Genomic DNA, 13,745 nt, shown 5'->3' on the forward strand with positions numbered 1-13,745 from the left:
GCGCGGGGACGGTCAGCCCGGCGTCGCCCGGCGCGCGGCCCGGAGCAGGTCGTCGACGCCCATGCTCCGGATCGCCTCGGCGGGGTCGCCGGATTCGGCTTTGGGGGGCGGCGGCGGTGCGGCGTCGGCGAGGCCGAGTAGCGTGTCCAGGATCCCCGCCGCGCGGAGCCGGTCCAGCGGGATGCCCGCGAGTGCCGCCCGCACCGCCGCCTCGCCGCTGGGCGGCTCCGGGTCGTCCGGGAGCAGCTCGGCCAGCAGGAACTTCGCCAGCAGCGCGGGCGTCGGGTGGTCGAAGATCAGCGTCGCCGGGAGCCGGAGCCCGGACGCCGCGCCGAGCCGGTTCCGCAGTTCCACGGCGGCGAGCGAGTCGAGCCCGAGGTCGCCGAACTGCGCGCCCGGGTCGATGGACGCCGGGTCCTCGTCGTGCCGGACGGCGGCGACCTCGGCGCGCACCGCGTCCAGGGCGGCGCGCTCCCGGTCGTCCGGGGGCAGCGCGGCGATCCGCTCGGCCAGCCCGGGGCCGCCGGTCGCGGCGCCGGACGCGGGACCGGACGCCTGGCGGCGCGGCGCCGCCGGGACGATCCCGCGCAGCATCGCGGGCGGCTCCCCGCCGCGTGCGCGCAGCGCCGCCGGGTCGAACCGGACGGGCACCAGCGCGGGCGCGTCCGCGGCCAGCGCGGCGTCGAACAGGGCGAGGCCCTCGTCCGGCGGCAGCGCGGGCATCCCGGACTCGGCGGCGCGGCGCAGGTCGGCGTCGCCGAGTCGGCCGCCCATGCCGTCCTTCTCGTCCCAGAGGCCCCAGGCGAGCGACGTCGCGGGCAGGCCGAGCGCGCGGCGGTGCGACGCGAGCGCGTCGAGGAACGCGTTGGCCGCCGCGTAGTTGCCCTGGCCCGCGCCGAGCAGCACGCCACTGGCGGACGAGAACAGGACGAACGCCGACACGTCCGGCAGGTCGCGGGTCAGTTCGTGCAGGTGCCAGGCCGCGTCCGCCTTGGGCCGCAGCACCGCGTCCACGCGGCCGGGGTCGAGCGAGCCGATCACGCCGTCGTCCAGGACGCCCGCGAGGTGCACCACACCGGTCAACGGGCGGTCCGCCGGGATCGCGGCGAGGAGGGCGGACAGCGCGTCCCGGTCCGCGACGTCGCAGGCGGCCAGTTCGACGGCGGCGCCGAGGCCGGTCAGCTCGGCGGCGAGCGCGGCGGCGCCGGGGGCGGACGGTCCGCGCCGTCCGGCCAGCACCAGGCGGCGCACGCCGTGCGCGGTGACGAGGTGCCGGGCGACGAGGGCGCCGAGGCCGCCCGTCCCGCCGGTGATGAGCACCGTCCCGTCGGACGACCACGGCGAAGTCCCGCCGGGTGGGGCGGGTGTCTCGGTAAGACGGGGGACGTGAGGCGTGCCGTCCCGCAGCGCCGCCTCCGGTTCGGACGGCGACAGCGCGGCGGGCAGGGCGCGGAGGGAGGCGTCCAGCCCGTCCAGGTCGAGGAGGGCGAACCGGCCCGGGTTCTCCGCCTGCGCCGCGCGGACCAGGCCCCATACCGCCGCCTGCCCCGGCTCGACGCGCCCGTCTCCGGTGTCGACCCCGTGTCGGGTGACGACGGCGAGCCGCGACCCGGCGAGGCGCTCGTCCGCCAGCCACGCCCGCACCGCCTCCAGGACGGCGGCCGTCGCGGTGCGGGCGTCGTCCAGGGGGTCGGCGGTCGCGGCGGGGCAGGCGAACACCGCCAGGCCGGGCGCGGGCATCGCGCCGGAGCCGACCGCCGCCGCCAGCGCGGCGACGTCGCCGAACGCCGGGACGGCGTCGTCCAGGCCGAGCCGGTCGCCGCCGACGACCGCGCCGACCTCGACCGGGGACGCCGCGCGGGACGCGCCCCACCCGACCCGGTACAGCGTCGGACGCCGTCCGCTCACCAGCTGGCCGGCCGACACGGGACGCGTGACCAGCGCCTCCACCGTGGCGACCGGGCGTCCGGCCGGGTCGGCGAGGTCGATGGCGAGGGTCCCGGAGGCGTCCGTCCGGCGGGTGCGGACGCGGACGGCCGACGCGCCCTCCGCGTGAAGCGTGACCCGCGTCCACTGGAACGGGACGCTGGCGGCGGCGCCTTCCTCCCCCGCGTCGCCGCTCAGGGCGTCGGCGTGCAGGGCGGCGTCGAGCACGGCCGGATGCAGCCCGTAGCGCGCCGCGTCGCCGCGCGCGCCGTCCGGGAGGGCGACCTCGGCGAAGACCTCGTCGCCGCGCCGCCACGCCGAGCGCAGCCCCTGGAAGACGGGGCCGTAGCCGTAGCCCATGCGGGACAGCCGGTCGTACGCGCCGTCCAGGTCCAGGGCGGTCGCGCCGTCCGGGGGCCACTGCGCGAGGTCGGCGGCCGTTTCGCCGGGGTCGGGGGCGAGGACGCCCGACGCGTGCCGGGTCCAGCCCGCCGTGTCGCCGTCCGGCCGCGAGTACACGGCGACGGCGCGCTCGCCCGCCTCGTCCGGGCCGTCGACGACGACGCGGACGGCGTGCCCGGCGCGGCCGTCGAGGACGAGCGGCGCCTCCAGCGTCAGCTCCGCGAGCGCGCGGCAGCCGACCTGGTCACCGGCCCGCAGCGCCAGCTCCACCAGCCCGGTGCCGGGAAGAAGCACCGAGCCGAGCACCGCGTGGTCGGCGAGCCACGGCTGCGTCCCGGCGGACAGGCGGCCGGTGAGGACCACCTGGTCGGAGCCGGGCGCGGCGACGGCGGCGCCGAGCATCGGGTGCCCGACCGGGTCCAGGCCGGCGCGGACCGGGTCGCCCGCGGGCACGCCCGCGTCGAGCCAGTACCGGCGCCGCTGGAACGCGTATGTCGGCAGCTCCACGGGCGGCCGCCCGGAGACGTCGGCGAAGAAGGCGTCCCAGTCGACGCGGGCGCCGCGCGTGAACGCGGCGGCGATCCCGGAGAGCAGCCCGCGCTCCTCCGCCCGGTCGCGGCGCAGCAGCGGGACGAACGCCGCGTCGCCGCCCGCGCAGTCCCGGCCCATGGCCGACAGGACGGCGTCCGGGCCGACCTCGACGAACGTCGTCGTCCCGACCGACTCCAGGAAGCGGATGCCGTCCGCGAACCGGACCGGCTCCCGGACGTGCCGCACCCAGTACTCGGCCGATCCCTGGTCGGCGGGCTCGCCGGTCAGGTTGGACACGACGGGGATCTCCGGGCGCCGGTAGTCCAGCCCTTCCGCGACGCGCCGGAACTCGGCGAGCATCGGCTCCATCAGCGGCGAGTGGAAGGCGTGCGAGACGGTGAGCGCGCGGGTCCGGCGGCCGTCGCCCGCCAGGCGGGAGGCGAGGGCACGCACCGCGTCCGCGACGCCGGACAGCACGACCGCCGAGGGTCCGTTGACCGCCGCGATCGCCACCCCGTCGGTCAGCAGCGGGACGACCTCGTCCTCCGCCGCCTGGACCGCGACCATCGCCCCGCCCCCGGGCAGCGCCTGCATCAACCGGCCGCGCGCCGCGACGAGGGTGGCGGCGTCGTCCAGCGACAGCACTCCGGCGGCGTGCGCGGCGGCGATCTCGCCGACCGAGTGCCCGGCCAGGTGGTCCGGGCGCAGGCCCCACGACTCCAGGAGCCGGAACAGCGCCACCTCGACCGCGAAGAGCCCGGCCTGGGTGTAGGCGGTCTGGTTCAGGAGGTCCGCGTCGTCCCACACCACGTCGCGGAGGGGGCGCTCCAGATGCTCGTCGAGGCGGGCGCAGACGGCGTCGAACGCGTCCGCGAACACGGGGAACCGGGTGTGGAGCTCGCGGCCCATCCCGGCGCGCTGCGCTCCCTGCCCGGTGAACAGGAACGCGACGCCGCCGCCGGTGACCTGGCCCACGACCTCGGTGGCGTCCCGCCGGGCCAGAGCGTCCAGGCCGCGGACGAGTTCGCCGTGGTCCGCGCCGATCAGGACCGCGCGGTGGTCGAGCGCGGCGCGGGTCGTCGCGAGCGCGCGGCCGACCGCCGCCGGGTCGCCCTCGGGACGCAGGTGCGCGCGGAGCCGTTCGGCCTGGGCCCGCAGCGCGTCGGCGGTCTTCCCGGTGACGACCCACGGCACGAGCCGCGCCGTCTCCGGCCGGGGCTCGGCGGGCACGGCGTCCGCGGGGGCCTGCTCGATGATGACGTGCGCGTTGGTGCCGCTGATCCCGAAGGACGAGATCCCGGCCCGGCGCGGGCGTCCGTTCTCCGGCCAGTCGCGGGCCTCGGTGAGCAGCTCGACGCGTCCGGCCGTCCAGTCGACGTTCGGGGTCGGCGCGTCCACATGCAGGGTCTTGGGGAGGACGCCGTGTCGCATCGCCTCGACCATCTTGATGATCCCGGCGACCCCGGCGGCGGCCTGCGCGTGCCCGATGTTCGACTTGATCGACCCCAGCCACAGCGGACGCCCTTCCGGACGGTCCTGGCCGTAGGTCTCCTGGAGGGCCTGCGCCTCGATGGGGTCGCCGAGCGTCGTGCCCGTGCCGTGCGCTTCGACGGCGTCCACGTCGCCGGTGCCGAGCCCGGCGCCGGCGAGCGCCTGCCGGATCACCCGCTGCTGCGACGGCCCGTTCGGCGCGGTCAGCCCGTTGGACGCGCCGTCCTGGTTGACCGCGCTGCCCTTCACGACCGCGAGCACCCGGTGGCCGTTGCGTTCGGCGTCCGAGAGCCGCTCCAGCAGGAGCATGCCCGCGCCCTCGCCCCAGCCGGTCCCGTCCGCGGCGGCGGCGAACGACTTGCAGCGGCCGTCCTTGGCCAGGCCGCGCTGGAGGCTGAAGTCGACGAAGGTGTCCGGGGTCGCCATCACCGTGACGCCGCCCGCCAGCGCGAGCGTGCACTCGCCCTGCCGGAGCGCCTGCATCGCCCAGTGCAGCGCGACCAGCGACGACGAGCACGCCGTGTCCACCGTCACGGCCGGGCCCTCCAGGCCGAGTGCGTAGGCGACGCGGCCGGTGGCGATGCTGCCCGCGCTGCCGTTGCCGAGGTATCCGGCGAGGTCCTCGGGCACCTCGGCGAGCCGGGTGGCCCAGTCGTGGTACATGATCCCGGCGAACACGCCGACCGGCGCGCCGCGCACCGACAGCGGGTCGACGCCCGCGCGTTCCAGCGACTCCCAGCAGACCTCCAGCAGGAGGCGCTGCTGCGGGTCCATGGCGAGCGCCTCGCGGGGGCTGATGCCGAACAGGTCGGCGTCGAAGTCGGCCGCGTCGTAGAGGAACCCGCCCTCGCGGATGTAGCTCTTGCCGGGCACGCCGGGTTCCGGGTCGTAGAGGTCCGCGACGTTCCAGCCCCGGTCGTCGGGGAACTCGGCGATGCCGTCGCGCCCGGCCGCGACCAGCCGCCAGAGGTCCTCGGGCGCGGCGACGCCGCCGGGGTAGCGGCACGCCATGCCGACGATGGCGATCGGCTCGTCCGCGGGCGCGGCCACCCGCACGGCTCGCGGGCCGGACGCGGTGTCGAGCGCCTTGTCCGCGATGTGGCGGGCCAGGGCGCGCGGGTTCGGATGGTCGAAGACGAGGGTCGTGGACAGCCGCAGGCCCGTCGCCGTGCTCAGCGCGTTGCGCAGCTCGACCGCCGCGAGCGAGTCGAACCCGATCTCGTTGAAGGCGCGTCCGGGGTCGATCTCGGCCGCGCCGCCGTGGCCGAGGACGGTCGCCACCTGGGTGCGCACGAGGTCCAGGACGACGCGTTCCCGCTCGGACTCCGGCAGGTCCGCGAGGCGGGCCGCCAGCCCCCCGGCGGGCGCGCCCGCGCGGCGGCGGGACGGCCCGCGCGCCAGCCCGCGCAGCACCGCCGGGACGGCGTCCGTCCGCGCCCGCAGCGCCGCCGCGTCCACGCGGACCGGGACCAGCTCGGGTTCCTCCGTCCGCAGCGCCAGGTCCATGAGCGCGAGGCTCTCGTCCGCCGGCAGCGCCGCCAGGCCGGACCGTTCGGCGCGGCGCCGGGTGACCTCGTCCAGGCGTCCGCCCATGCCGTCGTCGCCCGCCCACAGGCCCCAGGCCAGGGACGTCGCCGGGAGGCCCGCCGAGCGGCGGTGCCGGGCCAGCGCGTCGAGGAAGACGTTGGCGGCCGCGTAGTTGCCCTGCCCGGCCGCGTCCATGACGCCCGCCGCGGACGAGAACAGCACGAACGCCGACAGGTCCGGCAGGTCGCGGGTCAGCTCGTGGAGGTTCCAGGCCGCGTCCGCCTTGGGACGCAGGACGGCGTCCACCTGCTCGCGGGTCAGCGACCCGACCAGGCCGTCGTCCACGACGCCCGCCGTGTGGACGACGCCGCTCAGCGGATGCTCGGACGGCACCGCCGCCAGCACGGCGGCGAGCGCGCCCGCGTCGGCGGCGTCGCACGCGACCACGGTGACGTCGGCTCCGAGCCCGGCCAGCTCCGCGCGGAGGTCGGCGGCGCCGGGGGCGTCCGGGCCGCGCCGGGACGCGAGGACCAGGCGGCGGACGCCGTGCGCGGCCACCAGGTGCCGCGCGACCCGCGCGCCGAGCCCGCCGGTGCCGCCGGTGATCAGCACGGTGCCGTCGGCGCGCCACGGCGCGGAACGTCCGGCCCCGGTCACGCGGGCGAGGACGGGGACGTGCGGCACGCCCGCGCGGACCGCGACCTGCGGCTCGCCGGTCGCGAGCGCCGTCCGCAGCGCGCGGACGGCGTCGGCGGCGCCGTCCAGGTCGACGAGCGTGAAGCGGCCCGGGTGCTCCGCCTGCGCGGCGCGTGCCAGGCCCCAGAGCGGGGCCGTGCCGAGGTCGGGCGCCTCGTCGGCTCCGGCGGCGACCGCCCGCCGCGTCACCACGACCAGCCGGGACGCGGCGAACCGCTCGTCGGCCAGCCAGCCTTGGAGGAGGTCGAGAAGGCGCAGCGTGGCGGCCCGCGCGGCTTCGGGCGGCGGCGTCCCCTCCGCCGGGAGGAACGGCGCCACCACGACGTCGGGCACCGCCGCGAGGTCGTCGATGCCGGGGTGGACCGTCCCGGCGTTCTCCAGTTCGGGCGCTCCCGCGAGGACGGCCCAGCCGTCCCCGGCCGCCGGTTCCGGCGCCGGAACCGGCTCCCACCTGACGACGTGCAGGGGCTCGCGCCCGCGCTCGACGCGTCCGGCGGGGAGGGCGCGCGTCACGATCGAGCCGATGGACGCGACCGGCGCGCCCGCGGCATCCGCCACCGCGACCGTCACCGCGCCGCCGGAACCGGCGGGCGCGATCCGCACCCGCACCGACGCCGCGCCCGTGGCGTGGAGGGTGACGTCCGTCCAGGCGAAGGGGAGCCGGATCTCGTCCTCGGCGGCGTCTCCGGCGAGGTCGGCGGGACGCAGCGCCGAGTCCAGCAGCGCCGGGTGCAGCCCGAACCGCTCCGGGCCGGGCCGCGCGTCCTCCGGCAGGACGGCCTCGGCGAAGATCTCGGCGCCCCGCCGCCAGACGGCGCGCAGGCCCTGGAACATCGGGCCGAACTCAAGGCCGGGGGTGTCGAGGGCGGCGGGGTCGACCGGCTCGGCGCCGGGCGGCGGCCAGGCCGTGAGGTCCGGGGCGGCCGGGTCGGGCGCGTGTGCAGACAGGACGCCGCTCGCGTGCCGGGTCCACGGCTCGTCCGGGAGGGCGTCGCCGGGACGGGAGTAGATCTCCACCGTCCGGCCGTCGTCCTCGCCGGGCTCCCCCACCACGGCCTGCACCGCGACCTCGGTGTCGGCGGGCAGGGCGAGCGGCGCCTCCAGCGTCAGTTCCCGGACGGCGCCGCAGCCCGCCTCGTCCCCGGCGCGCACCGCCATCTCGACGAACGCGGTCGCGGGCAGCAGCACGGTCCCGGCGACGACGTGGTCGGCGAGCCACGGCTGCGTGCGCGTCGACAGGCGTCCGGCGAGGACCGTCCCGCCGCCCCCGGCCAGCCCGAGGACGGTGTCGAGCAGCGGGTGCCCGTCGCGGCGCCCGGCGGAGGCGGAGCCCATGTCCAGCCAGTAGCGCCGACGCTGGAACGGGTAGGTCGGCAGGTCGACGCGGCGGGCGCCGCTGTCGGCGAAGAGCCCGTCCCAGTCGACGGGGACGCCGTGCGCGTGGGCGAGGCTCACGGCGGAGACCAGCTCGCGTTCCTCGTCGCGGCCGGCGCGCATGACGGGCACGAAGAGCGCGTCCTCGTCGTCGGCGGCGAGGCAGTCGCGGCCCATCGCCGAGAGGACGCCGTCCGGGCCCAGTTCCAGGAACCTGGTGACGCCCGCCGAGCGCAGCCAGCGCACGCCGTCCCGGAACCGGACGGCCTCGCGCACGTGCCGCACCCAGTACTCGGCGTCGGGCTCGACGGGCCGCCCGGTCACGTTCGACACGATCGGGACGCGCGGCGGCGCGTACGCCATCACGTCCGCGATCCGGCGGAACTCCGCGAGCATCGGCTCCATCAGCGGCGAGTGGAACGCGTGCGACACGCGGAGGCGGCGCGTCCGGCGCGGCGCCCCGACCTCGCCGTCGGCGAAGAGCGCGGCGACGCGGGTCACGGCCTCGTCCTCGCCGGAGATGACGAGCGCGGACGGGCCGTTGACGGCGGCGAGGCCGACCCGTTCGTCCAGGTGGGGGGCGATCTCGTCCTCGGTGGCGGCGACGGCGACCATCGCGCCGCCGGGCGGGAGCTCCTGCATGAGGCGTCCGCGCGCGGCGACCAGCAGGGCCGCGTCCTCCAGCGACAGGACGCCCGCGACGTGCGCCGCGACCAGCTCGCCGACCGAGTGGCCCGCCACGTGGTCCGGGGTCACGCCCCACGACTCCAGCAGGCGGAACAGCGCGACCTCGACCGCGAACAGCGCGGGCTGCGCGTAGGCGGTCCGGTCGAGCAGGGCGCCGGCGTCCGGGGCGGTGCCGAACAGGACGTCGAGCAGCGGCACGTCGAGCTGGAGGTCGAGGTGGTCGGCGGCCTCGTCCAGGGCGTCGGCGAAGGCGGGGAACGTCTCGTAGAGGCCCAGCCCCATGCCGGGGCGCTGGCTGCCCTGCCCGGTGAACAGGAACGCCGTCCCGCCGGGCGGGGACGCGACGGTCCCGCGCGGCACACCGGCCGCCGCGTTCCCGTCGGCGAGGGCGTCCAGGCCGCGCAGCGCCTCGTCGCGGTCCCCGGCGACGACGACCGCGCGGTGGTCGAAGGACGCCCGCGTCGTCGCCGCCGAGAACGCGGCGTCGAGCAGGGAGGGCGGCTCGTCCGCCGCGAGCGCCGCCCGCAGCAGGCGGGCCCGGTCGCGCAGCGCGGGCTCGGTCTTCGCCGACAGCGGCAGCGGCGTGATCCGCTCCTTGGCCGGCTCGGGCCCCGCCTCGGCCTCGACCTCCGGCGGCTGCTCGATGATCACGTGCGCGTTGGTGCCGCTGGCCCCGAAGGAGGAGATCCCGGCCCGCCTCGGCTCGGCGGCGCCCTCGGGACGCGTCCAGGGAACGGCCTCGGTCAGGAGCCGGACCGTCCCGGCCGACCAGTCGATGTGCGGGGACGGCTCGTCCACGTGCAGGGTCCGCGGCAATACCCCGTGCCGCATCGCCATGATCATCTTGATCATCCCGGCGGCTCCGGCGGCGGCGCCGGAGTGCCCGATGTTCGACTTGACCGAGCCGAGCCACAGCGGCCGGTCCGGGGCGTGCTCGCGCCCGTAGGCGGCGATCAGCGCGCCCGCCTCGATCGGGTCGCCGAGCCGGGTCCCGGTGCCGTGCGCCTCGACCGCGTCGACCTGGCCCGCCGAGAGCCCGGCGTCGGCCAGCGCCGCGCGCAGGACCCGCTGCTGCGACGGCCCGTTGGGCGCCGTGAGACCGTTGCTCGCGCCGTCCTGGTTGATCGCCGACCCGCGCACCAGCGCCAGGACGGGATGCCCCGCGCGGCGCGCCGCCGACAGCCGGGCCAGGACGAACACGCCGACGCCCTCCGAGAAGCCGGTGCCGTCAGCCGAGGCGGCGAACGCCTTGCACCGGCCGTCCGGGGCGAGGCCGCGCTGGCGGCTGAACGTCGTGAACGTCCCCGGCCCGGACATCACCGTCACGCCGCCCGCGAGCGCGAGCGAGCACTCGCCGCGCCGCAGCGACTGCACGGCGAGGTGCAGCGCGGTCAGCGAGCCGGAGCACGCCGTGTCGACGGTCAGCGCGGGCCCCTCCAGGCCGAGGACGTAGGCGACGCGGCCGGACACGACGCTCGGCAGCGTGCCGAGCATCAGGTGCCCGTCGAGCCCGTCCGGCGCCTCATGGGTCTTCGGGCCGTACTCGTGCGGCTCCATCCCGACGAACACGCCGGACGCGGAGCCGCGCAGGTCGGCCGGGTCGATGCCGGCCCGCTCCAGCGCCTCCCAGCAGGTCTCCAGCAGGACCCGCTGCTGCGGGTCCATCGCGAGGGCCTCCTTCGGGCTGATGCCGAAGAAGGCGGCGTCGAAGTCGGCGGCGCCGTCCAGGAAGCCGCCCTTGCGGACGTAGCTGGTGCGCGGCGCGTCCGGGTCCGGGTCGAAGAGGGCGTCGAGGTCCCAGCCCCGGTCGGCGGGGAAGTCGGAGATGACGTGGACGCCGTCGTCGACGAGCCGCCACAGGTCGTCCGGGGACGCGACGCCGCCGGGGAACCGGCAGCCGATGCCGACGACGGCGATCGGATCGTCCGCCGCCCCGGGAGCGCCTCCCGGCACGGCCGGGGCGGCGCCGGTCTCCTCGCCGCCCGCGAGGGCGCGCAGGTACTCGGCCAGCCGTTCCGGCGTCGGGTGGTCGAACCCGACCGTGACCGGCAGCGCCAGGCCGGTCGCCGCCGTCAGCCGGGCGTGCAGGTCCACCAGGCCGAGGGAGTCCAGCCCGAGCTCCAGGAAGGGGCGGTCCCCGGTGACGGCGTGCCGGCCGTCCGGGTCGACCTTCCGCAGCACGGCGAGGGTCTCGGAGATCACCACGTCCAGCGGCGGACGTCCCGCCGGCGCGCCGGGCTCACTCATTCGCGCACTCCACCATCTCTCTCGTTCCGGCCCGCGGCCGTCCGGCGGGCCCTAGCGCGTCGACGCGAGCAGCGCGCGGTCGACCTTGCCGTTCTCGGTGAGGGGCAGCTCGCCGACGACGTGGATCTCGCCCGGCACCATGTAGTCGGGCAGCGCCTCCGCGCAGAACGCGCGGACCGCCATCCGGTCCGGGTCGCCCCCGCCCGGCGCGCCGACGACGAACGCGCACAGCACCGGGTCGGCGGAGCCGCCGTCCGCGACCGTCACGGCCGCGGCGCCGACGCCGGGGAACTCGGCGATCCGCCGCTCCACCTCGGTCAGCTCGACCCGGTTGCCGCGGATCTGCACCTGCGAGTCGACGCGGGCGCGGAAGTACAGCTCGCCGCCCGGGCCGCGGTGGGCGAGGTCCCCCGTGCGCAGGACGATCTGCCCCGACGCCGGGTTGAGCGGGTCGCGCACCAGCGCCCGCGCGGTCGTCTCCGGGTCGTCCCAGTAGCCGCTGAACAGCGCGGGGGCGCGCAGGTAGATCTCGCCGGGGACGCCGGGCCGCTCGATCGGCCGGCCGCGCTCATCGGCGATCATCATCTCGGCGCCCGGGTAGGCGTGCCCGATGGACAGCAGCTCCAGGTCGTCCGGGATGGGGTCGGGGACGTCGGTGAACGAGCACGCCATCGACTCGGTCGGCCCGTAGCAGTTGATGATCCGCGCGCCGGGCGCGAGCGACCGCAGTTCGCGCAGCTCGTGCATCGGGAACTGCTCGCCGGAGAACAGGACGCCGCGCAGGCCGAGCGTCGCCAGCTCGTCCGGCTCGTTCCGCAGCACCGGCCGCCAGATGGACGGGACGCCGTGCACGTGCGTGGCGCCCGCGTCCCGCAGGAACCCGACGAAGCGGCGCGGCCAGCGCAGCCGCTCGCGCGGGATGGGCAGGAGGGTCGCGCCGCTGCCGAGCGTGATGCCGATGTCGAACAGCGCGAAGTCGAACTGGAGCGGCGACGCGCTGGCGACGCGGTCCCCCGGCCGGAGGATGCCGAGCCCGTGCACCGCGCGGAAGAAGGCCGTGCTGGCGCGGTGGCTCATCACGACGCCCTTCGGGCGGCCCGTCGTCCCGGACGTGAAGATGATGTAGGCCGGGTCGGTGCCGACGACCTCGCGCCGCCGCCGCGTCCGCGGCTCCGGCGCGCGCTCGACCCGCAGCCCGGCCGGGCCGAACCGGGCGGCGCCGACGCCGGGCGGGATTCCGTCCCGGCCGCCGTCCTCGTGCTGCAGGTACAGGGCGGGACGCGCCGAGTCGATGATCGCGAGCAGCCGCTTGGCGGGCGTCTCCGGGCTCACCGGGATGAACGGCAGCCCGAGCACGCAGCACGCCAGGTAGACGGCGATCGCCGTCGACGAGGTGTGCGACTCCAGGATCACCCGGTCGCCGACGTCGAGGCCGAGCGCGCCGATCGCGTCCGCGTACTCGTCGACCCGCTCGCGCAGCTCGCCGTAGGTGACGACGGTCAGCTCGCCGGTGGGGCCGGGCTCCACGACCGCCGGCGCGCCCGGGGCGTCGCCGGCGGTCTGGAGCATGAAGCCGTGCAGGTTGTCCACCGAGTCCCGCACGCGGGCGGTGGGCACGGTGGCGGGTACGGCGGTGGGCGTGGCGGTGGCACTCATCTCAGGACGCCTTCTCGATCATCTTGGAAAGGGTCGTCCAGAGGACGCCCGGGGTGGCGAAGTTCGCCATGTCGAGCGCGTCGTCGACGAACCGCACCGAATAGGCGGCCTCCAGCGAGGCGAGCAATTCGACGGCGCCCATCGAATCGAGCCCGAAGTCCCGCAGACTGAGGTCCTCGCCGACCTTTTCCTCCTCTTCGAGGAACGGCAGCCTGCCGCGCAGAATCTCCTCGAAGCGCGAATCCCACATGATGGCTCCTGAGCGTGTCGTGAGCGGGCGGCGGCCGATCAGGATTTCCAGGCCGCGGCCGTCTCCTCGGCGAATTCGGTGAAGGAGCGCGGCGGGTGGCCGAGCAGCTTCGTCGCGCGGACGACGTCGTCCTCGGCGGCGACGTGGCCGTGGTGGTCGTAGTGCTCGTACATCAGCCAGATGTCGCGGGCGATGTGCGAGGGCATCATCTGGTTGAGGATCTGCCAGCACGAGTCCAGGTCGTCGCCCACGTAGGCGACCTCGCTGTCGAGCACGCGCTTCCAGGTCTCGGCGACGAACCGGCCGGTCACGGGCTCGGGGCCGGTGACGGTGTAGGTCTCGCCGAGATGGCCGGGGGTGGTGAGGACGATCGCCGCGGCCTCCGCGACGTCGCGCACGTCCACCCGGGACACGCCGATCTCGCCGAACGGGATGCCGTAGATCCCCATGTCGAGCATCTGCTTGGCGCCGATGTCGTTCTGCATCAGCTCGCCCCGGCGGATGATCGTGTACGGGACGCCCGAGTCCTTGAGCGCCTGCTCGATGGTGGCCTTCCCGGCGCAGTACGGCGCGGTGACCATCGTCTCCACGTCCTGCGCGGAGAGGTAGACGAGGTGCTTGACCTCGGCGCGCTTCGCGGCGTCGACGGCGAGGATTCCCTGGTAGAGCTCCTCCGCGCCGACGGGCAGGTTGAGGAAGACCGCGTCGGCCGCGGCGAACTCGGTGCGGACCAGCTCGAAGTCGAGCAGGTCGCCGACGACGCCGCGCACCCCGGCGGGCAGCGCCGCGGCCTTGTCCGCGTCGCGGGTGAGGACCGAGACCTCGGCTTCGCGCGACCTCAGCTCGGCGGTGAGGGCGGTGCCGACGACGCCCGTCCCGGCGGTGACGAATACCTTCATCGAATTTCCTCCACTGGCGCACCGCCGGACTGGGAATGGAGTGGTCGACCGCGCCTGGT

At 76.7% G+C, this 13,745-nt stretch carries 4 protein-coding genes; all 4 read right to left on the reverse strand.

Features of this window, described 5'->3' with window-relative positions:
* Positions 1-12 precede the first annotated feature (12 nt).
* The 4 genes from ACH01S_RS14045 to ACH01S_RS14060 are packed head-to-tail and all read right to left on the reverse strand — an operon-like array spanning position 13 to position 13,686.
* Positions 13-10,881 carry a type I polyketide synthase gene (locus ACH01S_RS14045; RefSeq protein ID WP_067890596.1) on the reverse strand — a complete coding sequence of 3,623 codons (10,869 nt, stop codon included), beginning with the start codon at positions 10,879-10,881 and terminating at the stop codon, positions 13-15.
* Positions 10,882-10,932: 51 nt separating this feature from the next.
* On the reverse strand, positions 10,933-12,537 hold the full coding sequence (locus ACH01S_RS14050) for an AMP-binding protein (protein WP_067890599.1): 1,605 nt from the start codon (positions 12,535-12,537) through the stop codon (positions 10,933-10,935).
* 1 nt (position 12,538) lies between these two features.
* Positions 12,539-12,787: an acyl carrier protein gene (locus tag ACH01S_RS14055; protein WP_067890602.1), complete on the reverse strand. Its 249-nt coding sequence runs from the start codon at positions 12,785-12,787 to the stop codon at positions 12,539-12,541.
* 38 nt (positions 12,788-12,825) lie between these two features.
* Positions 12,826-13,686, reverse strand: a complete 861-nt coding sequence (locus ACH01S_RS14060; RefSeq protein WP_067890605.1) for an SDR family oxidoreductase — start codon at positions 13,684-13,686, stop codon at positions 12,826-12,828.
* Positions 13,687-13,745: the final 59 nt, after the last annotated feature.

This window comes from Actinomadura chibensis NBRC 106107, assembly GCF_001552135.1.
GTDB lineage: Bacteria > Actinomycetota > Actinomycetes > Streptosporangiales > Streptosporangiaceae > Spirillospora > Spirillospora chibensis.